This window comes from Mesorhizobium mediterraneum, from assembly GCF_002284565.1.
Classification (GTDB): Bacteria; Pseudomonadota; Alphaproteobacteria; order Rhizobiales; family Rhizobiaceae; genus Mesorhizobium; species Mesorhizobium mediterraneum.
The window spans coordinates 20339-47273 of record NZ_NPKI01000025.1 but is presented as its reverse complement, the minus strand read 5'-3'; the positions used below and the strand labels follow the sequence as shown (position 1 = coordinate 47273).

General features: G+C 55.4%; 23 protein-coding genes. 20 read left to right on the top strand and 3 right to left on the bottom strand.

Annotated elements, in window-relative coordinates:
* From CIT25_RS38120 to CIT25_RS19330, 16 genes are all read left to right on the top strand, one after another.
* A complete protein-coding gene (locus CIT25_RS38120; protein ID WP_280953374.1) occupies positions 1-129 on the top strand; it encodes a hypothetical protein in 129 nt (42 codons plus the stop codon).
* Entirely contained in the window at positions 126-935 is an 810-nt protein-coding gene (locus CIT25_RS19395) for a tyrosine-protein phosphatase (RefSeq protein WP_095486121.1), read from the top strand. The genes CIT25_RS38120 and CIT25_RS19395 overlap by 4 nt, the downstream gene beginning before the upstream one ends.
* The gene (locus CIT25_RS19390) at positions 935-1714 is read left to right on the top strand and encodes a polysaccharide biosynthesis/export family protein (RefSeq protein ID WP_095486120.1); all 780 of its coding nucleotides are present in this window, start codon (positions 935-937) and stop codon (positions 1712-1714) included. Before CIT25_RS19395 ends, CIT25_RS19390 begins: the two co-directional genes overlap by 1 nt.
* A gap of 56 nt (positions 1715-1770) precedes the next feature.
* On the top strand, positions 1771-2916 hold the full coding sequence (locus tag CIT25_RS37575) for a GumC family protein (protein ID WP_245329909.1): 1146 nt from the start codon (positions 1771-1773) through the stop codon (positions 2914-2916).
* A 48-nt stretch (positions 2917-2964) separates the two neighbouring features.
* A complete protein-coding gene (locus CIT25_RS37570) occupies positions 2965-4152 on the top strand; it encodes a tyrosine-protein kinase domain-containing protein (RefSeq protein ID WP_245329908.1) in 1188 nt (395 codons plus the stop codon).
* Positions 4040-5299, top strand: a complete 1260-nt coding sequence (locus tag CIT25_RS19380) for a tetratricopeptide repeat protein (protein ID WP_167391076.1) — start codon at positions 4040-4042, stop codon at positions 5297-5299. The genes CIT25_RS37570 and CIT25_RS19380 overlap by 113 nt, the downstream gene beginning before the upstream one ends.
* Positions 5296-6684 carry an O-antigen ligase family protein gene (locus CIT25_RS19375; protein ID WP_095486118.1) on the top strand — a complete coding sequence of 463 codons (1389 nt, stop codon included), beginning with the start codon at positions 5296-5298 and terminating at the stop codon, positions 6682-6684. Before CIT25_RS19380 ends, CIT25_RS19375 begins: the two co-directional genes overlap by 4 nt.
* A gap of 45 nt (positions 6685-6729) precedes the next feature.
* Complete coding sequence (rfbA, locus tag CIT25_RS19370) at positions 6730-7611, top strand: glucose-1-phosphate thymidylyltransferase RfbA (protein WP_095486117.1); 882 nt, start codon at positions 6730-6732, stop codon at positions 7609-7611.
* Entirely contained in the window at positions 7612-8166 is a 555-nt protein-coding gene (gene rfbC, locus CIT25_RS19365) for a dTDP-4-dehydrorhamnose 3,5-epimerase (protein ID WP_095486116.1), read from the top strand.
* A 25-nt stretch (positions 8167-8191) separates the two neighbouring features.
* Positions 8192-9262, top strand: coding sequence for a dTDP-glucose 4,6-dehydratase (gene rfbB, locus CIT25_RS19360; RefSeq protein WP_095486115.1), 1071 nt, complete (start codon positions 8192-8194; stop codon positions 9260-9262).
* The gene (gene rfbD / locus CIT25_RS19355) at positions 9259-10167 is read left to right on the top strand and encodes a dTDP-4-dehydrorhamnose reductase (protein WP_095486114.1); all 909 of its coding nucleotides are present in this window, start codon (positions 9259-9261) and stop codon (positions 10165-10167) included. The genes rfbB and rfbD overlap by 4 nt, the downstream gene beginning before the upstream one ends.
* Positions 10164-12815, top strand: a complete 2652-nt coding sequence (locus tag CIT25_RS19350) for a glycoside hydrolase family 99-like domain-containing protein (RefSeq protein WP_206072964.1) — start codon at positions 10164-10166, stop codon at positions 12813-12815. Before rfbD ends, CIT25_RS19350 begins: the two co-directional genes overlap by 4 nt.
* On the top strand, positions 12808-14499 hold the full coding sequence (locus CIT25_RS19345) for a rhamnan synthesis F family protein (protein ID WP_158302597.1): 1692 nt from the start codon (positions 12808-12810) through the stop codon (positions 14497-14499). The genes CIT25_RS19350 and CIT25_RS19345 overlap by 8 nt, the downstream gene beginning before the upstream one ends.
* Before the next feature lie 144 nt (positions 14500-14643).
* Entirely contained in the window at positions 14644-15423 is a 780-nt protein-coding gene (locus CIT25_RS19340) for an ABC transporter permease (protein ID WP_095486112.1), read from the top strand.
* Positions 15413-16945, top strand: a complete 1533-nt coding sequence (locus CIT25_RS19335; RefSeq protein WP_095486111.1) for an ABC transporter ATP-binding protein — start codon at positions 15413-15415, stop codon at positions 16943-16945. The genes CIT25_RS19340 and CIT25_RS19335 overlap by 11 nt, the downstream gene beginning before the upstream one ends.
* A gap of 81 nt (positions 16946-17026) precedes the next feature.
* Positions 17027-17830 carry a glycosyltransferase family 2 protein gene (locus CIT25_RS19330; protein WP_126103171.1) on the top strand — a complete coding sequence of 268 codons (804 nt, stop codon included), beginning with the start codon at positions 17027-17029 and terminating at the stop codon, positions 17828-17830.
* Positions 17831-17932: 102 nt separating this feature from the next.
* On the opposite strand, the gene CIT25_RS19325 is transcribed toward CIT25_RS19330, so the two are convergent.
* Positions 17933-19435, bottom strand: a complete 1503-nt coding sequence (locus CIT25_RS19325; protein ID WP_158302596.1) for an ArnT family glycosyltransferase — start codon at positions 19433-19435, stop codon at positions 17933-17935.
* A gap of 317 nt (positions 19436-19752) precedes the next feature.
* Here CIT25_RS19325 and CIT25_RS19320 point away from each other — a divergent pair, with 317 nt between their 5' ends.
* The 3 genes from CIT25_RS19320 (at position 19753) to CIT25_RS19310 (ending at position 23276) form a co-directional block, all read left to right on the top strand.
* Positions 19753-21714, top strand: coding sequence for a nucleoside-diphosphate sugar epimerase/dehydratase (locus tag CIT25_RS19320; protein WP_095486108.1), 1962 nt, complete (start codon positions 19753-19755; stop codon positions 21712-21714).
* A gap of 80 nt (positions 21715-21794) precedes the next feature.
* Complete coding sequence (locus CIT25_RS19315; protein WP_095486107.1) at positions 21795-22727, top strand: glycosyltransferase family 2 protein; 933 nt, start codon at positions 21795-21797, stop codon at positions 22725-22727.
* A gap of 9 nt (positions 22728-22736) precedes the next feature.
* Complete coding sequence (locus CIT25_RS19310; RefSeq protein WP_095486218.1) at positions 22737-23276, top strand: sugar transferase; 540 nt, start codon at positions 22737-22739, stop codon at positions 23274-23276.
* Here CIT25_RS19310 and CIT25_RS19305 read toward each other — a convergent pair.
* Both CIT25_RS19305 and CIT25_RS19300 read right to left on the bottom strand, forming a co-directional pair.
* Positions 23264-24211, bottom strand: a complete 948-nt coding sequence (locus tag CIT25_RS19305) for an NAD-dependent epimerase/dehydratase family protein (protein WP_095486106.1) — start codon at positions 24209-24211, stop codon at positions 23264-23266. The two genes, CIT25_RS19310 and CIT25_RS19305, sit on opposite strands and share 13 nt — an antisense overlap.
* 16 nt (positions 24212-24227) lie before the next feature.
* Positions 24228-25415, bottom strand: a complete 1188-nt coding sequence (locus tag CIT25_RS19300; RefSeq protein WP_095486217.1) for an O-antigen ligase family protein — start codon at positions 25413-25415, stop codon at positions 24228-24230.
* A gap of 614 nt (positions 25416-26029) precedes the next feature.
* Between CIT25_RS19300 and cysD the strand changes: the two genes are divergently transcribed.
* Positions 26030-26935 (top strand): sulfate adenylyltransferase subunit CysD, encoded by a 906-nt coding sequence (gene cysD / locus CIT25_RS19295; RefSeq protein WP_095486105.1) that lies wholly within the window; start codon positions 26030-26032, stop codon positions 26933-26935.

The following is a 26935-nucleotide window of genomic DNA, read 5'->3' as shown; positions in this document are numbered from 1 at the left end:
TTGAATCTGGCAGCTAAAGCATTGCATGAATTTGATAAATGCGTCATTCGCTATCGTGCGGGTGGCGCATTTGCCTATTATCCGGGAGAAAATGTCACGTTGCTTCAGTGCGGCCACAAACGTCAATGATCGACCTGCATTCCCATATCTTGCCCGGTCTTGATGACGGCTCGCGCAGTCTTGCTGAATCGCTGGAAATGGCGCGGCTGGCCGTGGCAGACGGAACGACCCATATGGCGTGCACGCCTCATATCGTGCCAGGCATGTATGAAAACGGATCAGCAAATATTGCCCGAGCTGTTCAAGGGCTGGAGCAGGCGCTGCGCCGGGCCGAAATACCGCTCGCTCTTTATGTCGGCGCCGACGTTCATGTAGCGCCCGATCTTCCGGAGCAATTGGCTCTCGGCGATGTGCCGACGTTAAACAGGTCTCGCTATTTTCTATTCGAACCGCCGCATCACGTTTTACCGCCAAGGCTGGAAGATCTTGCTCTACGTCTCGTAAATGCCGGGTTCGTCCCGATTCTTACCCATCCTGAGCGGCTGACCTGGATCAAGGCAAATTACGACGTTGTCGAGAGGTTGAATGCAATGGGCTGCCTTGTTCAGCTTACGGCAGACTCGATTGTTGGTGCTTTTGGGCGCACGGCACTTTACTATTCGGAAAAGCTGATTGACGAAGGCAGGGTAGATATTATCGCATCCGACACTCATGGCGCCACTCGCCGGCGTCCTGGGCTCTCGCAGGCAGTCGCTGCTGCCGCGAAGCGATGTGGGGAAGATGAGGCCCGCAATATGGTGTTCAAACGTCCAGGCGAAATATTGGCGAATCGGCACCTCGAGCCGGTCGGAAAGGCACACGCAAAAAAACCAAGCCCCGGCAACGTCGGTCGCTTTGCGGGATTGGGTCGCTTGTTGAAGGGTGGGACGGCGTGATGGGCGTTTTTCATTTCGCAAAAGGCTGTATGGGCACGATGTGTGTCTTGCTCGCTTCGCTCACGATGTCTGCCTGCACAAGCACCTCGTCAACGACACCGGCTTCGGTCGATGCGCTGCAATTGACTTCAACCTCTGCGCCGCTTTCGGGCGGCGGTGCCCTGCAGGTCGTAAAGGACCTGCCTGCGCCGCAAAACACCCAGAACGGCAGCGAGCAGCCTTTGTCTCCGAACGACGTGCTCGAGGTGAATGTGTTCCAGGTCGACAATCTGAACAGAACCGTTCAAGTCGACGCCGGCGGGCAAATTTCGCTTCCACTTATCGGCACCGTCGCCGCGGCGGGAAAGACCGTCCGTCAGTTGGAGCAGGAAATCGAAACGGCATACGGCGCCAACTATCTGCAGTCGCCCGATGTGTCGGTTTTCGTCAAGGAATCGATCGGACAGCGCATTACCGTCGACGGCGAAGTTGCCAGGGCCGGTATCTTTCCGGTATCGAGCAATTCTTCTCTCATCGATGCGATCGCCCTTGCCGGAGGGTTTAATAATGTTGGAGATGCAAAAAAGGTCTTTGTCTACCGCACTATTGGCCCAAACACGTTGGTCGCAAATTACAATGTGGAGGAGATTCGTGCTGGCAAGAGCCGCAATCCACGCATCTACGGTGGTGACAAGGTTGTCGTCTTCGCCTCGAAATCGAAAATTGCGATGAACAATCTCAAAGACGCTCTCGGAGTTGCATCAAGCGCAGCGAGACTTGCGGTGGTCCCGGGACTATAAATTGCAGCTGGTCGGAATTTTCGGAACACAGACAAACCCCAGGATCATGTCGCACCATGCTCGATCGTAACAGACAGCATCAAATTGCAGGCCCAGGACACGGCCAAGCCCTGTCCGCCGACCTGTATTATGACGGCGCGCAAAACTATAGCCCCTACGGCCGCGATTACTCGGAGCAGGACGAGGGCTTCAATCCGCTCAAGCTGCTTTTTTACGTTGTCCAGTATCGGTGGCTGATCGTCATGATGGTAGCCGGCGGGCTTGTCGCCGGCGTCATCGTTACCATGATGCAGACGCCAAAATATCGGGCAACAGCACAATTGGAAGTGCTGGTTCCTTCGGCCAAGGTCTTCAAGGACATTGAAGTGGTTTCTGAAGCCAGCGACGCCTATCTGGTCTTTGAAACCGCCCGGGAAAAGCTGAAAAGCCGGGCTTTGGCGCAGCGCGTGGTTTTCCAACTAGGGCTTAGCGAAAAGCCGGATTTCCTGTTTCCGACCCCGAACTTCTCGCTTAGCAATATTTTCTATCGTGCGTTCGGAATTTCCAAATCGCCTTCCATTGAAGAGACAACCCCGGAGGAACGTGAGCAGATTGCAATCGGTCGCGTTCGAGGTGACCTCACAGTCAATTTGGTCCCCAACACCAGCCTGCTGTCGATTACGTTTGCCGACCAGAAACCGAAATATGCAAGTGATATAGCCAATCAGGTTGCGCAGAGTTTTATCGACCAGCGCCTCGATCAGACCAGCGAAACCTCAGACCTGGCACGGCAATTCATTCAGGAACAGGTTTTGCAGGTCAAGCAAAAGCTGCAGAAGTCGGAGGAGGAACTCGTCGCTTACGCAAAGGATGTAGGCATCACCATAACCGGCGACGAAAAGTCGCTGATTGGATCGAACATCGAGGCTTTGAACACGGCGCTCGCGACAGCAATCCAGGAACGTCTCGATGCCGGCCGGGTGGTGGAACAAATCGACAAAGGTCGCGGCGCAAGCCTTGGCCCGGTCTTGGAAAGCGAAGGTCTGCAGAAGCTCAGCGATAAACTGGCCGATTTGACCAGCCAGTATCAACAAAAATTGGGCATATTGAAACCCGGTTTTCCGGAAATGCAGCAGCTTCAGTCGCAGATCAAGGAGCTGCAACGGCTTTATAACAATGGCGTTTTGACTATAACCGATTCGCTGCGACAGAAATACCAGTAAGCTCAGAACAAGGAAGCCGACCTTAAGTCAAAGCTCGCCGAGATGGAGATGCAGCAGGTTATCTTCAACGACAAAAATATCAAATACACGATCCTGAAGCGCGAGGTTGATTCCAATAGGTCTCAGTATGACAGCCTTATTACCAAGCTGAACGAGGTTGGCGTCAGCTCAGAACTCAAGTCACAAAGTGCCGCAATCGTGGATTTCGCAACACAGCCTGGCAGCCCTTATTCTCCACGATTGACAATTAGTCTTGCAATCGCTCTGTTTCTTTTCATGGCTCTGAGCGCGTCAATTATCTATATCATCGAGTTGTTGAACAACACCTTCACCAATCCTGAGCAGGTCGAAAAGGAATTGGGATTGGCGATGCTCGGCATCTTGCCGCTTGTCGATGACCGGGAACTCATAGCCAGCATCGCCGATCAGAAATCCGGACTATCCGAAGCCTACCGTTCGCTTCGAACGTCGTTGCAGTTCTCCGGCGCCGAAGGTGCGCCGCGATCGCTGCTGGTCACGAGTTCGGAACCCTCGGAAGGCAAGTCGACCACCTCGTTCAAGCTCGGGCAGGATTTTGCGGCGCTCGGTGCAAGGGTTCTCATTGTCGACGGCGATCTTCGAAAGCCCAATCTTCATCGGCTGTTTGGTCTCGACAACACAATCGGACTGAGCAACCTCCTGACGAACACCGTCCGCAAGGAAGATCTGGCAAGCATTTTCAGGGCGACGAAATATCCTAATGTGACCGTTCTGACCTCTGGAACGATCCCGCCGAACCCCGCTGACCTGCTTTCTTCACCGAAGATGGCACTGATCATCACGAATCTCGGCAAGCGCTTCGATCTTGTCATAATCGATGCCCCACCGGTCGTCGGCCTTTCAGATGCGCCCATCCTCAGCCGGCTTGCCGAGGGCACATTGATGGTCATCTCTACCAATCAGGTGACGCGCAAGTCGGCGAAGACGGCGTTGAAACGCCTGCGAGCTGCCGGCGCGAACGTGGTCGGAGCGGCGATGTCGAAATTTGCAGTGAACAAGTTCGATTACAACTACGGCTACAAGTATATGAACTATCAGTATTACGACTACGGCGCGGGTACCCCGAAACTTGAGGGCAAAGTCGATGACGGAGCAGACCAGCCCGCTTATGCAAAATCTCCGGCGTTCAGGCGTTTGGTTCGTCGCATCCGTTCTGGTGTTGGCGGCTTCGTCGATCGGGCTAAGTCGATTTCTTGAAACCGAAACGCCAACCGTTTCCCTTGCGCTGGATCCGCTGAACGTCAATGCCCTGATAGGCGAAATTACCAACGACCTGAACGATACAAGCACCGCTCCCGATCTCGACGCATTGCTTGCCAAGGCCGAAAGCGCGCTTCGCTTTGACCTTGCGGACGCACGTCTCTACAGCCTGATCGGCGAGATCAAGTACCGACAAGGTGACAAAGTCCAAGCCTATGAATTTTTCGATCAGGCTCGAAATTTATCCAAGACTGAAATCCACGCGCTCCAGAGGTCGATCGGCCGCTCGATCGAAACAGGCGATCTGTCAAAGGCTGTTGGCGAGATCGATATTTTGCTGCGGCGATGGCCAGATCAATTTCCGGCGATCGCCGAGGGGCTGCCGACAATCCTCTCGAACCCCGATGGATACCAGGCTGTACTGGCGGCCATCAGGGCCGCGCCGCCCTGGAGAGCCAAGCTGTTGGTCGAGCTGGGCAAAACGCCCGACGGGCTCGATTTCGCAAATCGGCTGCTGCTCGATTTGATTGGGTCAAGCGTGCCACCAAACTCAAGCGAATTGTCCTATGTGATCTCCGGCCATATTCGACAGAAAGAATATGAACAAGCGTATCGGTTGTTTCTTTTCAGCCTGTCCGATCAAGAACGAAAGCTGGGCGGGTACATTTTCAACAGCACATTTGAGCCTGTGTCCAGCGGTAAGCCTTTTGACTGGCAGGTCGGCGATCAGTCGGGCCTGGAAGTTACGTTTCTATCATCTCAAGATGCGGTCGAAGGTGAGGGTGGAGCGACGGTCCGCTTCCTAAACACGCCCGTCAAGAACACAGCTCTTCAGCAATATATAGAACTGCCTCCAGGCTCCTATAAAATTTCTCTCGCTGCGTCTGCGAGAAACTTGAAGCTGCCAAAGGAGTTGTTCTGGTCGATCAGATGTGTGGGGCCGACCGGCGAAATAGCGCGTCTCAATATTCCGGAGGGTACATACAACCGCCAAGCGCTCAGTCAGGATTTTTCGGTTGGACCGGCTGGGTGCCCCATGCAATTGTTGAAGCTGGAAACTGCCGCCATCGCCGAGAGCTGGCGCTTTCGATATGTCGGTACGTTGATAATGCACAAATTGAGCATCGAGAGACTTTCATCTTGAGCGACCGGCCATCGGAATGGGATAAATATCTCCTCGGATCGGTTCTGTTTATATCGCTTTTGTTCGGCGGTGGCACTGCAAACGGCCTCTATACGGACACGCTGATTGAGATCGCGGCAATTGTCTCGGCGGCGGCTGTCTTTTCACAGACCTCTGGCCAGAGGGTCCCCCATTCTGTTCTGTGGCTGCTTATCTTCGCTGTGGCGTTGGTGATTTTGCAAATTGTCCCGCTGCCTGCGGCGATTTTCAGTGGATTGCGACCAGAGCTGTTGCTCGCAGATTCCGGGCTGGTTGGAGAAACTCGTTTTCGCTTCGTCAGCGTCGGAGTTGGACGGACGATTGAATGTCTGTTGTATCTGGTGGCGGCGGCGACATTTTTTTTGAGCGTATTGCGTTTGCGCGTCGAGCAGGTGCACGGGCTTCTGCCGTTCTTTTTTATGGGTGTTATCTGTAACGGCTTGGCAGGCGCGATTCAATATTCGCTCTCCGACGACATCGCCATAGAGGGATTGTTGCCTTTCACGATCAACGCCGGGCTTTTTGCCAACGAGAATCATTTTGCGGCATTACTTTTTGTTTCTATCCCCTTCGTCGTTTATTATGGTCTGTTCCGCGGACATCTTTTGTCCGGATCGCTCGGGCTGGTCACGCTTTTGCTGCTTCTTTTGGCCGCCGGTTCGCGCGCCGGTGTTCTGATTGGACTGGCGATCACCGTACTGTCCATCGTCTTTCTTTCAGCGCGTTCCAAGGCGAGTGGATTCGGCATCCTGCTGATTTTCATTGCGCTTTCGGTCTACACCATGGGCGGGTGGACAAAGATCGATGCCGAGGCGGTTGATCCGGATTTCGGGCGAGGAGAGTTTGCTCGGACCACCATTGAGGGAATCAAAGAGAATTGGGCAACCGGCGTCGGATTTGGTAATTTTCAAAAGGCCTATCAGATATATGAAAAGGAAGGGATGATTTTCAAACAGTTCGTAAATCATGCCCACAACGAGTATCTTGAAATAGCTTTCGAAGGCGGAGTTCTTGCTATTCTGCTGATGGTGCTTTATTTAGTAATTCTTCTGATAGCGTTTACTAGAATTCGCCGCGATCCTCTTCAAAAGGCGGCGTTTCTCTCCGTGTCCTTTCTTCTCATCCATTCACTGGTTGATTATCCGTTGCGGACCGAAGCGCTTGCAATGACGTTTGCCTTTATGAATGCCATCATCTTCCACAAAGGATTTGCGGACCGTTTGGCCCAGAAGAACGAATTGATCGAGATCGACCACAACGGAGACAAATTGTTCGTCCCGATCGAAACTTCGTCCCAACGCAAGCCAAGATTGACAAGCCGCCGCGCGAAACATAAGCACGAACGCGCGAGATACAAACACGAATAAGTTGCGTCGGCTGGGGAGCGCGAAGGCGGTTTTTAGGAGAGCTTGTTGAAAGGCATTATCTTGGCTGGGGGCAGCGGAACCCGGCTCTATCCGCTGACACTGGCGGTCTCTAAGCAAATCTTGCCGATATACGACAAGCCGATGATCTACTATCCGCTGAGCGTCCTGATGCTGGCGGGAATCCGCGAGGTTCTGGTCATCTCGACCCCGCGCGACCTGCCGGTTTTTCGGGATCTGCTCGGCGACGGCTCAGAGTTCGGGCTTGATCTGTCCTATGCTGAGCAGCCGCATCCCAACGGCCTCGCTGAAGCCTTCATCATTGGCCGTGACTTCATCGGCAATGACAGCGTCTCGATGATCCTCGGCGATAACATCTATTTCGGCGAAGGGCTGTCGCAGCTCTGCCGCACGGCAGCTTCGCGCAAAAGCGGCGCCTCGGTGTTCGCCTACCATGTCGAGGACCCGCAACGCTATGGCGTGGTTTCGTTCGACAAGGTCAGCGGCTCCGCTTTGACGATCGAGGAAAAACCGCAAGTGCCGAAGTCGAATTGGGCCATCACCGGCCTCTATTTTTACGACAATGATGTCGTGAATATAGCCCCGACGATCCGGCCTTCGGCGCGTGGCGAGCTCGAGATCACGGCGGTCAACAACGTCTACCTTGAGCGTGGGCAATTGCAGGTTCATCAGCTTGGCCGCGGCTACGCCTGGCTCGATACCGGCACGCATGACAGCTTGCATGAAGCCTCTTCCTTCGTGCGCACGATCGAGCATCGTCAAGGTATCAAGGTTGCCTGCCCAGAAGAAATCGCCTTCGAGCAGGGCTGGCTGACGGCGGACAAGGTTCTGCAGCGCGCCACGCGCCTGGGAAAGAATGAATATGCCGCCTATTTGCGCAAGCGCGTCATCGAGTTGACGGAGAACTAGGTGTTGGAGATCAGGCCCCTCGGCCTCGACGGCGTGCTGGAGATCATCCCGAAGCGGTTCGGCGACACGCGGGGGTTCTTTGTCGAGACCTACAACGTCGAGCGGTTTTCAGACGCCGGTATCGATCTGCGTTTCGTGCAGGACAACCACTCCTATTCCGCTGCCGCGGGTGTGTTGAGGGGGCTTCACTATCAGCTTCCCCCGCGTGCCCAGGACAAGCTGCTGCGCGTTATCCGCGGCAGGATTCTTGACGTTGCGGTCGATATTCGCCGCAGTTCGAAGACATTCGGAAAATGGGTGGCCCTCGATATCTCCGCCGAAAAAGGCAATCAAATTTTGGTGCCGCAAGGCTTTGCGCACGGTTTCGTCACGCTCGTGCCGGACACCGAGGTGCTGTATAAGGTCACCGACACCTATTCGCCGGAACATGACCGATCGATCCGTTTCGACGATCCCGCCATCGGCGTCGAATGGCCATCGCTATCAGGCGGATTTCAACTTTCGGACAAGGACCTCAAGGCGCCGCCGCTCGCCGCCGCCGAGGTGTTTGTGTGAAAGACGTTTACGTGAGGAGAGCGGCATGAATTTTCTGGTGACTGGAGGTGCCGGCTTCATCGGCTCGGCGGTGTGCCGGCATTTGTGCGGCAATCCGGCCTACCGGGTGACCAACATCGACAAGCTCACCTATGCGGGAAACCTCGCCTCGTTGCGGCCGATCGAAAACGCGCACAACTACAGATTCGTGCACGCCGATATCTGTGACGACAGGACGATTCTGGAAATGCTGCACCGCGAAGACATCGACGTCATCATGCATCTTGCCGCCGAAAGCCATGTCGACCGGTCGATCGACGGGCCGGGCGCGTTCATCGAGACCAACATCGTGGGAACCTACCGAATGCTCAATTCGGCCCTGGAATATTGGCGCAGACTTCCCGACGAGAAGAAAAACCGTTTTCGTTTCCATCATGTTTCGACCGACGAGGTGTTCGGCGATCTGCCCTTCGACAGCGGCGTCTTCACCGAACAGACGCCCTATGCACCGTCTTCGCCCTATTCGGCGTCGAAGGCCGCATCCGACCATTTGGTGCGTGCATGGCATGACACCTACGGCCTACCGGTCGTCCTGTCGAACTGTTCGAACAATTACGGTCCGTTCCATTTCCCCGAAAAGCTGATCCCGCTCGTCATATTGAACGCGCTCGACGAAAAACCGTTGCCGGTCTATGGCGCCGGCGCGAACGTGCGCGACTGGCTTTTCGTCGAGGACCATGCGCGCGCCTTGGCGATGGTCGCGACCCAGGGGGCGGTTGGCGAGAGCTACAATATCGGCGGCGGCTCGGAACGTACCAATCTGGCGGTGGTCGAGGCGATCTGCGACATCCTCGACAGCAGGCGGCCGCGTTCTGCCGGCCGACGCTATCGCGATCTCATCACCTTCGTCGCCGACCGCCCGGGCCATGACCGGCGCTACGCAATCGACGCTTCGAAGATCGAGCGTGATCTCGGCTGGACGCCGCGCGAGACCTTCGACAGCGGCCTCGCCAGGACGGTGGACTGGTATCTTCAGAACGAGTGGTGGTGGGGTCCGATCCGACGCGAGCAGTACGCCGGCGAGCGGTTGGGCGAAGCGCGGAAGGGCGCCGCGTGAGGCTTGTCGTCACCGGACGCGAGGGCCAGGTTGTCAGCAGCCTTGTCGAGCGTGCGCGCACGCACCCGGATGTCGAGGTCGTCACCCTCGGCAGGCCTGAACTCGATCTGGCGAAGCCGGAGACGATCGAACGGGCGCTTGTGGCTACCCGACCCGACCTGGTCGTGTCCGCCGCCGCTTACACCGCCGTCGACCAGGCTGAGGACGAACCGGACCTTGCCTTCGCCGTTAACGGCATCGGCGCCGGCCATGTCGCCGCGGCTGCAGCACGGATCGGTGCACCGGTGATCCATCTGTCGACCGATTATGTCTTCGATGGGAGCGGCGAGGGGGCTTATGTAGAAGAAGACGAGCCCGCTCCGCGCAGCGTGTACGGCGCCTCGAAGCTCGCCGGCGAGCAGGCGGTCGCCAAGGCCAATCCGCGCCATCTCATCCTGCGCACGGCATGGGTCTACAGCCCGTTTGGCAGGAATTTTGTCAAGACGATGCTGCGCCTCGCTGCCGATCGCGACGAGTTAGCGGTGGTGGCCGACCAGTGGGGAAATCCCACTTCGGCGCTTGATATCGCTGACGCGATCTTGCATGTCGCGGCGATGCTGCATGGAAACAAGGACTTTGCCTCATACGGTGTCTATCATCTGGCTGGAACCGGCGAGACCAACTGGAGCGGCTTTGCCCGTCATATCCTGGACACAAGCCAGGCGTTTGGTGGCCCCTATGCGCGGGTGAGGGATATCGCCACTGTGGATTATCCGACCAAGGCGCAGCGCCCGGCGAATTCTCGCCTAGCGAGGACGAAATTCACGTCCGAGTTCGGATGGACGGCGCCGGAATGGCGAGAATCGACGAAAGAGGTGGTCCGTCGTCTTCTGATCGGAGAGACGAGACAGACATTGACAGCATGAACAAGCAACCATCTCCGGAAAATTTGCGTAGTGCGACGCCCGCGCCACGTGCCGCCGACAAAGCAGCGGCGAAGGCGCGAGCCAAAGCCAAACCGACCGCCGCCAAGCGCACCTGTATTATGGTGCTCGGCATGCACCGTTCCGGCACCAGTGCACTGACCAGGGCGATCAGCCTGCTCGGCGCCGGGTTACCGAAGAATATGCTCGGCGCCAATCCAACCAACGAAACAGGCCACTGGGAGCCGCTGCGGCTTATGGAACTCCATGACCGGATGCTGGCCGAGGCTGGCAGCCGATGGGATGACTGGCGGGCTTTCGATCTGAGCGACCTGTCGAAGGCGCGTGCCCGACTCTATCGGGCCGAGATCGCACGGTTGATCGACGAGGAATATGGCAACGCACCGCTCCTGGTGCTTAAGGAGCCGCGCATCTCGCGTTTCGTGCCGCTGTATGCGGACGTCTTGAAGTCGATGAAAATCGATCAGCGATACGTGCTTGCAAGTCGCAATCCGCTTGCGGTCATCGCCTCGCTGGGCAAACGGGGCGGGTCAACGCTGGGGTTCGGTGCGCTGCTTTGGCTTCGCCATGAATTGGAAGCCGAGTGTTCGACGCGCGGGGCGCCGCGCGTGTTCGTATCCTACGAGGGGATGGTACAAAATTGGCGACTGGCCCTAGAAAAGATCGGTACTGCGCTCGATCTTGTCTGGCCACGGCCAATCGAGGAAGCCGCCGCTGAAGTCGACGCCCATATTTCAACCGATCACCAGCACCACGTAGCGAGTGACGGCATGCTCTTGGCGGACGAGCGCATCGGGAACTGGGTGAAAGATGCTTACTCTGCACTCAAGGCTCTGGAGATACATGCCAATGATGCCACGGCCATGGCAATTCTGGACCGCATCAAAGCTGAGTTTGATGCGGTCGCTCCCGTCTTCGGCGATGCATTCTTCCCTGAACTTGATGCGCGTCTTCAGGTGCTCAATCGAGAAAACACCGCCCAGCGGCAATTAATCGAACAGCGCGAAGACGAGATAGCGAGACTGACATCTGAGCAAAGGCAAAAAGATTCAGAAGTTCAGGTGTTGGCCGCGCAACTAACAGAGGAGCGCGCGGATTTTCTACGTTTGACGGAGGAATCAAACTATCTAACGCGCGAACTTCAAAAAAATCAAAACCTTGTGTTTGATCTAAATTATCAAATACAGAATTTTAAGACCGAAAAACTAGCGCTCGAAATTCGATCAAACGGCGAATTGTCGAGTTCCGCACACGAAGCCGGCAATCACTCAGCTTCGTTCGAGGCCTTTTCCAAAATTCCGGAAGAGCAAGAAACAGTAAATATCGAAGAAGATGATTCCAAATTAATAGCTTTTTACCTGCCTCAATTTCATCGAATAGACGAAAATTCTGAATGGTGGGGGCCAGGGTTCACAGAGTGGACAAATGTTGCCAGAGCCACTCCAAACTTCGTTGGCCACAATCAGCCAAAAATTCCCCGTGATTTGGGATACTACGATCTTACCCACCCGAATACCATGCGGGAACAGGTGGAAATTGCAAAGCTATACGGATTGCATGGGTTTTGCTTTTATCACTATTGGTTCAGCGGCAGAAGGGTACTGGAAACGCCTGCCAATCTATTTTTAGAAAGTGATTTAGATTTCAAATTTTGCATGTGCTGGGCCAATGAAAATTGGACGCGTGCTTGGGATGGCGACACGAAAAATGTCTTGCTCGAGCAAAAGTATGCCGAAGGAGATGCCGAAGCATTTATCGACGGGATGCTGGCTTACTTCGGTGACCAAAGATATATCAAAATTGACGGTGCGCCTCTGTTGGTAGTTTATCGGGCCAAAGAGATACCGAACCCCCAACGCTGGTTTTCTATATGGCGTGATCGTGTCACCGCTCATGGATTTCCAGGCCTCCATATTTGCGTGGTCGACTTCTACGACATATCCGCACCCGAAGAAGTTGGGGCCGACTCGCTGGTCGAGTTTCCGCCACACAAATTTAACGGACCTCAGAATCACCCGTCTGAATTTCCCGCTATTACAAATCCCAACTTCTCTGGCGGTATCGTTGACTATCGAAAAATGATCGCCCAAAGCGCCAATCGCCTGAGGCCATCCTTCAAAATGTTTAGGGCTATCATTCCAGGTTGGGACAATACTGCGCGCCGACAGAACAACCCGACGATAATTGTTAACTCAACGCCTAAACTATTTGGTGAGTGGCTTCGCTTCTTACGCTTTCAAGCCAGGCAGGATCATGCTGAACCTGACAATCGCCTTATCTTTGTCAACGCGTGGAATGAATGGGGTGAAGGGTGCTATCTGGAACCCGACCAGCAATGGGGCCTCTCATATCTGGAAGAAACGCTTCGGGGGAAGTTCTTTCACCCAGCCAGCGAACCTGTCGGGATTGATGCAGCTCGATCGCGTTTATTCGATCGGCTTGTGGCAATGACCAACCACGGGGAGATTTCGAGTACCCCCATACCTAAGGAGATTTTTCTAAATATTCGACCTCCCGGCCGAATAGCCGAAAGAGCATCAGCGGTACTTCGACAGTCTCCAACACTGCATGCCATGGCCAGATATCTATATCGTCGTTTGCGGCAGAAGGGACGTGGTTACAGTGGATAGCGTAGCCGTTGTTGCTCACTTCGATGTAAATGATCGCGTCGAACCCAATTTTTTTGACCTATTGAGTTCTCTCTGTGGGTTCTTTGACAGAGTCGTTCTTGTGACGACTAGCAAAATTGCTCTCGATCTGATAGAAAACTTACCTAATCTCACAATAATAAGGCGCCCTAATTTTGGATATGATTTCTATAGCTACCGCGTTGGATTGACTTACGCGTTAGAAAATTGGGAAGTCGGCAACATATTGCTGATAAATTCCAGCTTTGTAATCCTATCACGCGATGTTTTTAGGCGTGCGTTAAGTAGGATGTCCGAGTTGGGTTCTGCCCATGATGTGGTTGGGGCGACCGAGTCTTTGCAGTTTTCTTGGCATGTTCAGTCGTATTTGTTATTTTTAGGATCGAGTATTCTTAGGCGACCTTGGTTTATAGCATTCATGAACAGTATAGAGCCAACTAACTCAAAAATCGACACAATTCTGAAGTTTGAGCTCGGTTTATCCTCGGAGCTAAGACGTAATGATGCTGTGGTTACAACTCTCTTACAGCCGTCCCTTGAGCAAATTGAAGACGCTAGCCATGGCTGGAGCGAAGGCGACAAGAAGCAGTATGCCGACAAGCTAGATGTCGTTTCTAGTGCAACGCCGCCAATTCAGAACTTTAATCCCGTGCACCATCTGGCGGGGCTTGTTGCACGCGAATTGGGCTATGTGAAGCTTGAGGTTTTAAGGGAGAACCCCCATCAAATCGACTTGGGTTTCGTCGATGAATTTTGCGAGAGAGAGCGCCTTGGTTCGGTACAAGAAATGGTTGGACGTAGCCGAGCTAGCTATGCGCGTGGGAGTGACAACCTTTCTGCCCTTAAGATTGATAGAAGACCTATTCCGTCAGCAAAATTGGCGCAGTGGCGGAAGACGAGGGCTGGGCAGGTTGATGTCGCGGTAGTCCTACATCTTTACTATATTGAAATGATCGATGATATTCATCGATTGTTACAAAACATTGTTGCTCCATTCGATCTCTATGTGACGACTTCGGCTGAAGCCGACTGCCCAAAGATACTCTCAACATTCTGCTGTTTGGCTCAGAGCATTTCAATTTACTGCTCGGAGAATAGAGGTCGGGATGTTGGTCCGTTCATTTCGGTTTATCGAAGCGGTGTGCTTGACCGATATAAAGCGGTCTTAAAAATCCATTCCAAGATGAGTACGTATAGCGCCAATGGAGTCGTTTGGAGAGATAGGTTGTACCGGTCTGTTGCAGGCGATTCATTGACGGTACTAAGATCCATAAAATTGCTCAGAACCGGCGAAGTCGGCATCGTCGGCCCACATCGATATTATCTAACCAATGATCGGTTCTGGGGTGCAAATCGTCAGACGATGCGCCGGTTGCTCCAAGAGATGACTATTTTCGATTCCGACGAGAATTTTGAGCTGGGATTTTTTGCCGGTTCGATGTTTTGGTTTGTGCCGCAGGCACTTGCGCCTTTGAGAGTGATTCCCGAAGCGAGCCTCACTTTCGAAATGGAAAACGGTCAGCAAGACGGCACCCTCGCCCATGCGATCGAGAGGACGTTCTGCCCGATCGCGCGGAGCCAAGGTTTTGTTGCATCGAGCGTCATCCTTCAAGGACAGGAAATCCATAGGTATTCCTCAGTCGAGAACGACGTGCCTGTATTGTGACGCGGTTGTTAAAGCGTCGTGGGCGGCTTGGGTTATCAGGAAAGCTGGGGACATGGGCTTACTGTTCCCGACCTGAACGAGCACAACAGTTCGCTGGCTTTAGGGACCTTCTGGTCGCCAGGAGGGAGATGAAAAAAGGACGTTATGACATTGATTCTCTCTCTCATCCGTCGCGAGATCGCCGGGCGGTACCGTGGTTCGGTGCTCGGCCTTTTATGGTCGCTCCTCAATCCGCTGTTCATGCTGGCCGTCTACACATTCGTTTTCGGCGTGGTGTTGAAATCGCACTGGACGACCCCTGACCAGCAGAATGCCACGCATTCGACCGGCGAGTTTGCGGTCATCTTGTTTTGCGGACTGATCGTATTCCAGTTTTTTGCAGAGGTGGTGTCGCTGGCGTCCGGGCTAATTGTCGCCAACGTCAACTACGTCAAGAAGATTATCTTCCCGATCCAGATCTTGCCCGTGGTTTCGGCCGGCGCGGCCTTGTTCCATGCGGCCGTCAGCCTTCTGGTGCTGCTCGTTTTTGCCTACATCGTGTTCGGCAAAATCCCGCTGACGGTGGTATTGGCGCCGGTAGTGTTCGCACCGCTGATTGTTCTCGTGCTCGGCATCGCCTGGATGTTAGCATCGGTTGGCGTCTATTTTCGCGACATGAGCCAGATCGTGGCGCCGCTGGTGACGGCGACGATGTTCTTATCGCCGGTGTTCTTTCAGAGGACGTCGCTGCCGACATGGCTGCAACCTTGGCTTTCGCTCAACCCGCTCGCGATTCCCGTCGAGAGTTTTCGTGATGTGGTCATCTTCGGTATACAGCCGAACTGGACAGCGCTTGGCTATTACTCACTGGTGTCGGCCGCGGTAGCGTTTCTAGGTTATGAATTTTTCCAGAAGACCCGCAGGGGCTTTGCCGATGTTCTCTGATAAATCGGGCGTAGAAGGTGGCGACCACGGTTCGGATGTCGCCATCCGCGTGCGCGATGTGTCGAAACACTATGTCATGTTCGAGCGGCCGGAGGATCGCTTCAAGCAGATGGTGGTGCCGCGGCTTGAGCGGCTGGTCGGTCGTCCGCCGCGCCGCTATTTTCGCGATTTCGCTGCCTTGTCAGGTGTCTCGTTCGAGATCGGTCATGGCGAGACAGTCGGCATCATCGGTCGCAACGGCTCCGGCAAGTCGACCCTGTTGCAGATTGTCTGCGGCACGCTGCAGCCGACCAGCGGTTCGGTCGAGGTCAACGGTCGCGTCGCCGCACTGCTCGAACTTGGCGCCGGCTTCAATCCCGAGTTCACTGGTCGCGAGAACGTCTTCCTCAATGCTTCCATCCTTGGCGTGCCGCACAAGGAGATGGAGTGGCGCTTCGACGACATTGCACGCTTCGCCGACATCGGCCCCTTCATTGATCAGCCGGTGAGGACCTATTCTTCAGGCATGTATGTGCGGCTAGCATTTGCCACCGCAATCAATGTCGACCCGGATATTCTGGTGGTGGACGAAGCGCTTGCCGTGGGCGACGAGGCGTTCCAACGCAAATGCTTCACCCGCATCGAGCAGATCAAGGACAGGGGAGGCACCATCCTGTTCGTCAGCCACGGCGCATCGACGATCGTTCAATTGTGCACGCGAGCCATGCTGATTGATGCTGGCGAGAAGATATTCGAAGGGCCCGCGAAGGCGGTGGTCAACCAATACCAGCGACTGGTGAATGCGAGTACCCAGGCGGCCGGCGAGGTCCGCGCGGCCATTGTAGGAATGCCAGATCTGAATCCCGCTCAAACGGGGATATTGGTTCAACAAACAACCCCGGCTGCCGATGGGGACGAGATAACCACGGATTCGTTGCCAAACTCTGGCCAAGAGGCTGGACCTTCGCTGCCTCAAATTCAAGATCAAGTTCAAATGGTCAAATATGCAGAGCACTTTGATCCGACACTTGTGTCGCAATCAGTTATACATCTGGAAGAACGGGGTGCCCGTATCCGTGATATTCGGATTCTCACATTCGCTGGAGAGCGTGTGAACACTCTACAGCTTGGAAAACGCTATGTATTTGAATACTTTGTAGATTTCTCGGCAGAAGCCAACAATGTTGGGTTTGGAATGTTCATCAAGTTGCTCAATGGTGTTGGCCTTGGAGGCGCCAATAGCAATCGTACACCCGGATCGCAGTTGAGGTCGGTATCGAAGACGACAACGCGCCACGTACGGTTCGAATTTGACTGTAGATTTCTCCCGGGAACCTATGTCGCAAATTGCGAGGTAACCGGCACAGTTGCAGGTGAAACCTACACGATGCATAGGGTTGTGGACGCCGAGCTTTTTCGCGTTTCGCCTGAGCCAGATCTGCTTGCAATAGGCTATCTCAACCTGGAGCCCATGCTCACCGTTTCGTATGAAGATGATGTTGCCGAAAGAACCCAGAAAAATGCCGGGACGTCTTTTGATTGATTTGGCGCTTTCCCGCGATCGAAGTCATTTTGATAGAATCAAATCGAGAAAAATAGAATAGTGAAAACGCTAGGTTTGATAATGATCGTGCGGGACGAGGCCGACGTCATTGAAAAAAATTTGAGATTTCATGAAAGTCAGGGATTTGATTACTTTGGGATAATTGACAATCTATCCACCGATGGAACTCGGGATATAATTGAGGACCTTTCAAAAGATATTCCAATGACGATTCTCTCCGAGGAGAACACCGACTATAGGCAGGATGTATGGGCGGGACGTTTGGCGGAATGCCTATCTCAAAGAGGGATAGATCTTGCGATAAGTCTGGATGCCGACGAGTTCATTTCAGGATTAGGATCAACCTTCAAGGAAATTGCAGATGAACTGCAATGCCCTTTGATGTGCCCAAGGCACAATATGGTGCCACTGAAGGCTGAATTTTCTGAATTTGCTAAGAACCCGCTCCTTGCTGCACGCTACAGGGTGGCTAGGCCGCTTTCAACGCAGTTGCCAATCATGCTTCGAAGCATGCCCGGGAAAATGCTCTTCCCGTTGCAGGGACTGCGTTCCATTGCCCGTGGGAATCACAGCATCGAACATGAAATTGGCGAACGTTCGGTCTCGGACCGCGCTCTCATTCGCCATTTCCCTGTTCGCACATACGATCATTTCCTAAAGAAGCTGGAACAGGCTAGGGCAAGATTCCGGCAGGAGCAAGATGCGCATCAAAATACATCCTGGCACATCCGCCGCTGGCTGTCGCTCAAGGACGACGGATTTATTGAAAATGAGTACGCGTCTTTTTTCGTAGGCGAAAATGATATGAAGATGTACTTGTCGGATGGAACAATTGTTGAAGATTTATTTTCAAATATGTTGTGATATAGGCTAGATTTTTGCCATATCAATTTGGGGCTTAGCACTATCGTGTTTGGCGCTTGGCACTCTTCGAGCCCCACAGCAAACCAGTGCAAACCGGGCTGATCAAGGTCCAAGTTCGGCAGGATCCGGGATACAAAATCGCGCTTGCCGCAGATCATAAATCTTCACGGTGGGTGCCACGTATGCGTAGTCGCCGTACAATCTTGAGAACTGCGCCGCGACATGGCCGTCGAGACACCGAAACATGCCGGCCAGCACGTAGGTAAGCTGGGGTTGCTCGCTCAGACCTCCGCCGCGCAGATATCGCGCAAATCTCTGCGATACGAGATAGTCGACCGACGACAAATCTCGATAGTCCCGTGTCTCGGGTGCCGGCTCTCCCATTAAATAATCCGCAAAGAAACGGGTAATGCCCCGGGTTTCGAGAAAACGCATCGCTGCGAAGCGGGTATCATTTTCCCTGCTCATAGATCCGGTGTACTCGATGCTGGCATGAGAACTGGCGGCCATGGCCAGAAGCCCCAGGCCGGCGCTCATCCAATGCGACCTGGGCGCTATCGCTTTGGAGCAGGCAATGCCGGCCGCCAGAAGCAGATAGATTACCACGGGCAAAACATAACGCATGGAGCCTATGATCTTGAGCGGCGAGAGCTCGAGCATGAAAAGCCACGCAATGGCCGCGCCCGCGAAAGCGGCGACAGCCCTGTTGCGATCGCCAAGAATAGCGATGGCGATTGCTCCCAGTGAGATCACCATCGTCGGCACCGTGAGGCTGGGAATCAGGTGATAACGGAAGTGAGTCAGCCCGTAGCCCTCGAAAAACCACTCTTTCAGATCGTGCCCTTCTTCAACATGGTTTAGTTCAATAACGAAGCCTCGGAGTATGGTCGAAAGCCCGCTGCCGGTTTCGGTCAAAAGCGACGCGGTATAGACAGCCAGAACGGTCAGTGCGCCGACTGCGGCAACGATCGCGGCTTGTCTCCACTCCAGTTTGCAATATGTGATCGCCACAACGAACAGCACCAAACTGTTGGCGACTCCGACATACTTGGCCGTGATTGCGAGCCCCAATGCGAACCCGAAATAAAGAAGGTCGACGCTGTCGGTGCGCTCTCTCAGTCGCACAAGCGCGTGCAATCCTATGCAGATCGCGAAAATAAGAACTGCGTCTTCTTTGAAGTAGTGCGCGTGGATTGTGATGGCCGGTGACGCCGCAAAAACGCAACCCCACAGGAAAGCGTTGAGCTTGTCCGCATATCGTCGCAAGACGAGATAAAAGAGGACGCTCGCCGCGACGGAAGCAAATGCACAGACGGTCCGGCCAGCCAAGCGAAAATCCCGGTCATGCACGGCACCATCGAGCCATGCTGCAAACCGCGCCAATACGATCAGCAGTGGTGGATGGCGGTAATTGTCGGGTTGTCCAAAGGCAAATCCCACTTTGATGGCTTCGTCGGGATGGACACCGAACGGAAAGTCGATGTTGTGAAAAGCCAGCAATGCGGAGATTGCCGCAACTGCTAAGGTTGCGGACAAAAGCTCAAAGGAGACATAACATCCCGATGAGCCCGTCGCCTTGAGTCGCCATGCCGCGACGAATGCCATGCCCAACCTCTGATGCATCGTGCGGGTTTTGTGAATAAACCGGCCACCAAGCCAATCCCGATGCTGTTTGTAGACCACGGAGTTGACTTATCAATACCGCCCCGCTCGGCCACATAGACTAGGCTTCAAAAAAATCGCTGGCGATGACTGCGGCTCCGCAGTATGCGATACAATCGGTGGCTGGTGATTGGCACGACAAGCCAACGTGATCGGCGGCGAATTCGCCCGTATCACACTGGCAGCCAGTCCTCGATCCTGGAGTGTAGTGCCGCGCAATGAATTCATACTTAGAAGCCGTATTCGGACTTCGGCCGGACATGCGGCGCGCCTTTATCATGATCCAGGACGCCGTCATGGTCCTGGTCGCGGTCGCGCTCAGTCTGGTTTTGTCGCGGTCCAACCTCTCTTTCGAAGCTTTTTCCTACGAGGGTCTGACCACCTGGGCGTGCATCGTCGTTTCCAGCCATTTGCTGTTCAGATATTGCGGCCTCTACAACACGGTCTGGCGCTTCGCTTCGACGCCGGACTTTTTCAACATCCTGAAGAGCTGCGCGATTTTGACCGTCGCGCTCTATTGCGCCTCACTGTCGTTTCGTTTCTTCAAGCCGGTGACGGGCATCAACGAGCGCCAGTTCATCGTCTTCTTCCTCGTGTCCTTCACGATCATATCGGCGCCTCGGCTCTTCTACCGCTTTCTTCGTGACGGAGCGAGCTGGCGTATCCTGAACAGGGCCGCCGACAAGGGATTGACGAAGCAAGCCCTGTTCGTCGGCCGGCTCGGCGAGGCCGATCTGATCATTCGCTTTACGCGCACGGCGCAGCCTGGGGACTATTCCATCGCAGGGGTCATGGCGATCGAGAACGACGCGCCGTTGGGCACCCGGATTCAAGGGGTTCCGGTGGTGGCAGTCCGCCCCCGTTTGACGGAATTCCTAGAGGACTACACAAGGGGCACGAAAAGCCTGGACCTGCTGATTTTCGGAAATGGTGCCGGGCGGGAGATCGAGGAGTATTCGGAGCTAGTTCGTGTCGCCCGGCATAGTGGCATAGCCGTTGTGCAATTCTCGGGATTTTCCGAACTGGGGCAAGGAGGAAAGCTGGTTCTCGACGCCGTCGAGATGGAAACGATCCTGCGCCGTCCAGCGGTGCCTTCCGATATCGAGCGTATCGGCACTTTTGTCCGCGGCAAGCGCGTCCTGGTGACAGGCGGCGCCGGCTCCATCGGGCGAACTTTGGTCAGGCGGTCGCTGGAACTGGGCGCCGAGGCGGTGCTGGTCGCCGATCTCTCCGAGTTCGGCATTTTCCAGTTGAGCCAATATATTGACGAGAAAGACCACGATCGTCTCAAGGCCCGCATAGTCGATGTGGCGGACCGGCGGCAAATGACGCGTGTCATAAGCGAATTCAAACCCTGCATCATCTTTCATGCCGCCGCGCTCAAGCACGTCCCCCTGCTCGAGGAAAACTGGGATGCGGCGATCCAGACCAATGTTTTCGGAACGCTTGTCTGTGCAGAGGTAGCCGCCAAATGCGGGGTTCCGCAATTCGTGCTTGTCTCGAGTGACAAGGCGGTGGATCCGACATCTGTGCTTGGCATGACAAAACGAGCAGCCGAGCAGATCGTGAGCGCCTTGCATGAAAGCCATGCGGTCCAACCAAACGGGTATCAACCGGGGGGGCATCATTCCGGCACCAAGTTCATTGCCGTCCGGTTCGGCAACGTTTTTGGCAGCAATGGATCAGTGGCGACCATATTCCAGGCGCAGATCGAGGCTGGAGGGCCTGTCACCATTACGGATCGGCGCATGACGCGCTATTTCATGACGGTGGCCGAAGCCGTCGACCTCGTCATCATGTCGGCAGCCGATGCGGCGTCGCGACAGGGCAGGGACGACTATGCCGTCTATATGCTCGATATGGGCAAGCCGGTGTCCATAGTTGAAGTCGCCGAGACGATGATCCGCATGGCTGGAAAGAGCCCCTACACGGATATCCCAATCCGGTTCACCGGGATAAGGCCAGGCGAGAAACTTCATGAAACGCTTCACGGCGAAGATGAAGAAGTCGTTGAGCTCAGCACCTCCAAGGTTTTTGGCCTCAGGACGGATGTTGTCGACTGGCCGCGGGTCGAGACCGCGCTTACGGCGCTGCAGACAGCGATGAAGAGCCAGGACAAGGGCTCGGCGCTTGCCGTGCTGGAAGGGCTCCATCAAGCAGAAAGATCCCCGGGTGACGCACGTCGGCCAACAGGTCCGAAAAGAATTGGACATGCAGGATAGGACCCTTCGGGCGGTTGTGATTGGATGATGGGAAAAAATCCGATAGCCGTTCTCAGGCATTTGCAGATGACACCACAATCGTGAGCAAACAAGATCAGCGCGTTGCCATACTGATGGGCACGAAGGACGGCGCGGCTTTCATCGAAGAACAGCTCGGCTCTCTCCTCGCGCAGTCGCATTCCCCCGTCGATCTGTGGATTTCCGATGATGGTTCGACCGACGGCACGACCGCCCTCATCGGCGCCTGGAAACCCCGCTGGCACAAGGGTCGGCTGACCTTGGTGGACGGCCCCCGCCAGGGTTTCGCTGCCAATTTTCGATCAATGATCGTCGATCCGCGGATCGAGGCGGACTACTATGCCTTTTGCGATCAGGACGACATTTGGGAGCCGGACAGGTTGGAAAGCGCTGTCCGCTGGATGCGGACGCTGGACGCAAAAATACCGGCTATGTTCTGCTCCAGAACCGCAACCATGACCGAAACCGGAAGCGTGATCGGCTGCTCGCCTCTGTTCCAACGGCCGCCGTCCTTCCGCAACGCTCTCGTGCAAAGCATTGCCGGCGGCAACACCATCATGATCAACGGCGCGGCACGCGACCTGCTGGCCAAGGCGTCGTCAAAGACCCGATTTGTCAGTCACGATTGGTGGGCCTACCTCATCGTAACGGCTGCAGGCGGCATCGTTCGGTATGATCCGCGGCCTCTGGTGCGCTACCGCCAGCATGGGGCAAATTTGGTCGGGGCCAACGTTTCGTGGAGGGCGAGATTTTCCCGGCTCGCACATCTGCTGAAAGGCGGATTTGCCAATTGGACGGATGAGAATCTCAGTGGTCTGGCCGCCAATCGTGATCTTCTCACGACAGACGCGGCTGCGTGCCTAGGCTTGTTCATCCTGGCGCGAAAGGGCAATATCTTCCGTCGCCTGAGCTATCTGCGCCAAAGCGGCGTCTATCGGCAGACGCCTTTTGGAACCTTCGGGCTCTATTTGGCAATCATCTCCGGCCGGATTTAATGCATGTTCATGGGGGCAGCGAAGCGGACCTTCGACCTCGTGCTGGCGGCCCTGCTGCTGCTGATCACGTCGCCTATCCTGTTGCTTGCCATCCTGGCTATTCGGCTATCGTCACCCGGGCCTGCAATCTTTTCCCAGACGAGGGTAGGCCGCAACGGCGGGCTTTTTCGCTGCCACAAGCTGAGAACGATGTATCTGGGGACGCCGTCCTTGCCCTCGCACGAGGCGCCGGCAAGTTCGGTTACAGTGGTCGGAAAAGTCTTGCGGCGGTTCAAGCTTGATGAATTGCCGCAGCTCTGGAACGTCCTTAAGGGGGAAATGAGCCTGGTCGGGCCACGTCCATGCTTGCCCACACAAACGGAGCTGATCGAGCGTCGCAAGCAGTTGGGCGTGTCATCCATGCTTCCGGGCATAACCGGCTTGGCTCAGATTCGAGGCATCGACATGTCGGTCCCGATGCTCTGTGCCGAAACCGATGCCGCTTATCTCGAGGCGGCGTCGTTCGGCCTCGATGTCAGGATTCTGCTTGGAACGATCTATCGGACCTGAGCAAGTCTGCTTAGCCGCGCTATTGCGGTCAGTCGCTCGATCGTATCGGTTTCCGGCAGCCAGCCCTCCGAAATGAGCAGGGACGGATCGCATATCTGCGTTGCGGTCAGGCTGTCCCAAAATTTGCGTTTGCCCAGCAACGATGCGACCGGCCGTATCAGGCCGGCAGGGGCCGCAACCAGGCGTTTCGGCCGCCCAAAGCCTTGTCGAAAGGCTTCGATGATGGCGGCGACCGGGATTGGCCGTATATCGCTGGCGATATAGACGGGGCGAAGCGGGATCGAATGGGTCAACAGGTGAAAAACCGCCCGGGCCGCTGCCTCGGAGGATATCAGCGAGCGGACGCCCGCCAGGGCCGCTGCGGGCAGCGGCAAGGCGGTGTCGGCCAAGCGCATCAGTGTCGCCAGATTTCCCTTCATGCCAGATCCGTAGACCGGCGGCAGGCGCAGCATTGCGGCATCGGAGCGGCCGGACGATGCATAAGCGTCCAGGACCCTGATCTCGCCTTCGCGTTTCGAACGCCCATAGGCGCATTGCGGGGCAGGGATAGTCTCTTCGTCGAGCCTCCCGCTGAAGCCGGCGCCGACCACAGCCCGGGTCGAAGACAGGTAAATAAAGCGTCCGTTGGCCTGTGCAGCCGCGGCGCGCGCGAGCTGCCCGGTCAATTCGGCATTGGCTTTCAGGTAATCGGCTTCGGTTGGATTGCCACGATCGTTGTTCAACCCAGCGCAGTGGACGACATGCGTGACGTCTTTCAGGATCGTCGCAAAGGCCTCGGCAGGCGCGTCGAAATTCGGCAGCCGGAGGATGTCGTTTCCCGAACCGAGCTTTTCCGGGCGCCGGGAGGCGATCCGGATCTCGAACTGCGCGTCTCGGAGGTGTCGCACGACAATGCGCCCGATGAACCCTGTGGCGCCTGTCACCAACACCTTCATTGCTGTCGCCGAATCTCTATGGGCCCGCCGGTGTCACCGGCAGCGTTCGTTCTTCCGTTATCGGAAGGGTGCGCCCCGATGCAAGATATGTCCCCGACACCAGGAATGCCATCAGCACCGAATCCAGAATATCATGACCGATAAGAATGCCCACCATTCCGCCTGAGAGATAGGTGATCACCACAATGACGATCATGGTGGCGCCGAACCGCTCGACCGGATCGGCACTGATGCGCAGCACTGTGGCAGCATTTTTAGCGGCAACGATAAGGATGGCCGCCAGCGCGACAGCTCCCACGATTCCGGCTTCCACCAGTGCGGTCAGAAAGCCGTTGTGGAAGTGGCCGAAGCCTTTATCCATGCCGAATTGGTCAAGAAATCCCTGTTTTATCAGCAGTGGCGTCGCGCCCACCCCATGTCCGAAAAGCGGCATTTCGCGAAATGCGTCGAGGCCAATTTGCCACATAGCAACGCGAAATCCCAAGGCGGTGCCGTAGTTGCCATGCGCCGTGAGCGCCTCCCAGTCGGAACGGAGGAACTCGGCCCGCTCCAATATTGTTTGGAATCCAAAGGCAGCGATCGCGAGGCCGGCCAAGCCCAGTATCAACAACAGACGAAGGACGTACTTGCCCCTTAGCTTCTGCCGATTGATCAGCAGCACGGCTATGCCTGCAATCAGCATCGCCAGCCAGATGATACGCGAACCGGAGTAGAGGATGGCGATTGTTCCGGCCAGCGCCGCGCAGGCGAGAAGGCTCCTGGCCTTTTCGATTCCCGACAAAGCGCCAGCCATGCATACCAAAACACTAAGGCAGGTGACCGTCGCGAACACGATCGGATTTCCAGCACCACCTTCAACCCTCGGCATGCCGAGCCAATAGTACTGGATGGCCGTCAGCAGCAATGCGCCGAAGCAAGCGGCCATGCTGCTCAGTATGATGACGCGGGCAAGGGTGGTTTTCTGCGAAATGCTCCAGACCGAATATGAGAAGGGGAAAAACAGGAAGGTGATCAACGGTACAAGATGCGTCGCATCCCTCGCAATCGAGTTGTTGACGATGGAGGCGAGGACAACGGCGCCGCAAAAGGCATAGATCGCGACGGTGAGGGCGGCCATGGGCCGATCGACATTGAAGCGCCGTCTCTTCAGTGCAATGAGTAGGGTCGACCACAGGCCGCCGCCATTGAATGCAAAACTAACCACCGATCCCAAAACGGAGGGAGAAAAGAAGCAAAGAATGGAAAAGTAGATATTGACCCGTGCCGGTGTGAATTGTTGTTTTATCGATGAAAGCCGGTCCAAGGGTATAATTCGCATTCTTCGGGATCTTTTGAGATGAGGATTTAACTTGACCGTGGCTGGTGCAATGATCTTCAAGATTTCATGCCCATGCGCTACGCGCGGTGGCTCATTCAGGAGCCGGTATAGCGGCTGATCATGGTTTTCGATAGTACGGCAGGGCCGGGCCTGCCATCAAAATCGAGAGTGCGGCTTAATCCACCACTCGTGACCGCAGGAGAGGATAGCCCGAGTTGACGTTGATCTCGCCCCCGCGAATATTTTTCTTGGGCCACTAGGTCCCTTAGCCCATTGAGCAGGAATTTCCGAGATCTGGCCCCAGCGTGGAAAATTCATTCCCGAACCACTCTAGGGCAGGCTTGTCTTGCATTGTTATAGACATTGGCGATCTGCTAGAACGCCTGCACGAAAAAACGAAAAAAACATTGTCCAGAAATGAAGCTTGAACCGGGTAGCTGCGAACTGCGCCCGATGCATCGATGCAAGGTCTGGATGGCACGAGAGAACGCTCACAGTCCATGAACATCGCGCTTACGCACCTTCAGCGGCTCGAGGCTGAATCCATCCATATCTTTCGCGAGGTTGCGGCGGCGTTCGCCAAGCCGGTCATGCTCTACTCGGTCGGCAAGGATTCCTCCGTGCTGATGCACCTTGCGATGAAGGCGTTTTATCCCGCCAAACCGCCGTTTCCCTTTCTCCACGTCGACACGACCTGGAAATTCCGCGAAATGATCGCTTTTCGCGATCAGATGGCGCAAAAGCTCGGCTTCGATCTCCTGGTCCACGTCAACGAAGATGGTGTGCGCGACAAGATCAATCCCTTCGATCATGGCTCGAACACCCACACCCATGTGATGAAAACCGTGGCGCTGCGGCAGGCGCTCGACAAGTACGGCTTCGATGCAGCCTTTGGCGGTGCCCGCCGCGACGAGGAGAAGTCGCGCGCCAAAGAGCGGATATTCTCCTTCCGCAACGCCCAGCACGTCTGGGATCCGAAGAATCAGCGGCCGGAGATGTGGAAGATATTCAACACCCGCATCGCGACCGGCGAATCGATCCGGGTCTTTCCATTGTCGAACTGGACCGAACTCGATATCTGGCAGTACATTCTCCAGGAAGACATCCCGATCGTGCCGCTCTATTTCGCCAAGGAGCGGCCGGTCGTCGAACGTGACGGCATGCTCATTCTGAGGGATGACGACCGCATGGTATTGCGCCCCGGCGAGACAGTGGACAACCGGCTGGTGCGCTTCCGCACGCTTGGCTGCTATCCGCTGACCGGCGCGATCGAATCGGACGCCGATACGCTGGAGGCCATCGTCGGCGAAATGCTCACCGCGCGCACGTCAGAGCGCCAGGGCCGCTTGATCGACCGGGATGAAGCGGGCTCGATGGAAAAGAAGAAGCGCGAGGGGTACTTCTGA

What these genes read in the sequence shown, in the direction of transcription:
- cysD (WP_095486105.1), top strand. Translation starts at nt 26,030, where the DNA reads ATGAACATCGCGCTTACGCACCTTCAGCGGCTCGAGGCTGAATCCATC.
- CIT25_RS19395 (WP_095486121.1), top strand. Translation starts at nt 126, where the DNA reads ATGATCGACCTGCATTCCCATATCTTGCCCGGTCTTGATGACGGCTCG.
- CIT25_RS19350 (WP_206072964.1), top strand. Translation starts at nt 10,164, where the DNA reads ATGAACAAGCAACCATCTCCGGAAAATTTGCGTAGTGCGACGCCCGCG.
- CIT25_RS19310 (WP_095486218.1), top strand. Translation starts at nt 22,737, where the DNA reads ATGGGGGCAGCGAAGCGGACCTTCGACCTCGTGCTGGCGGCCCTGCTG.
- CIT25_RS19380 (WP_167391076.1), top strand. Translation starts at nt 4,040, where the DNA reads ATGACGGAGCAGACCAGCCCGCTTATGCAAAATCTCCGGCGTTCAGGC.
- CIT25_RS19335 (WP_095486111.1), top strand. Translation starts at nt 15,413, where the DNA reads ATGTTCTCTGATAAATCGGGCGTAGAAGGTGGCGACCACGGTTCGGAT.
- CIT25_RS19325 (WP_158302596.1), bottom strand. Translation starts at nt 19,435, where the DNA reads ATGGCATTCGTCGCGGCATGGCGACTCAAGGCGACGGGCTCATCGGGA.
- CIT25_RS37570 (WP_245329908.1), top strand. Translation starts at nt 2,965, where the DNA reads ATGCAGCAGGTTATCTTCAACGACAAAAATATCAAATACACGATCCTG.
- CIT25_RS19305 (WP_095486106.1), bottom strand. Translation starts at nt 24,211, where the DNA reads ATGAAGGTGTTGGTGACAGGCGCCACAGGGTTCATCGGGCGCATTGTC.
- rfbB (WP_095486115.1), top strand. Translation starts at nt 8,192, where the DNA reads ATGAATTTTCTGGTGACTGGAGGTGCCGGCTTCATCGGCTCGGCGGTG.
- CIT25_RS19340 (WP_095486112.1), top strand. Translation starts at nt 14,644, where the DNA reads ATGACATTGATTCTCTCTCTCATCCGTCGCGAGATCGCCGGGCGGTAC.
- CIT25_RS19320 (WP_095486108.1), top strand. Translation starts at nt 19,753, where the DNA reads ATGCGGCGCGCCTTTATCATGATCCAGGACGCCGTCATGGTCCTGGTC.
- CIT25_RS37575 (WP_245329909.1), top strand. Translation starts at nt 1,771, where the DNA reads ATGCTCGATCGTAACAGACAGCATCAAATTGCAGGCCCAGGACACGGC.
- CIT25_RS19390 (WP_095486120.1), top strand. Translation starts at nt 935, where the DNA reads ATGGGCGTTTTTCATTTCGCAAAAGGCTGTATGGGCACGATGTGTGTC.
- CIT25_RS19330 (WP_126103171.1), top strand. Translation starts at nt 17,027, where the DNA reads ATGATCGTGCGGGACGAGGCCGACGTCATTGAAAAAAATTTGAGATTT.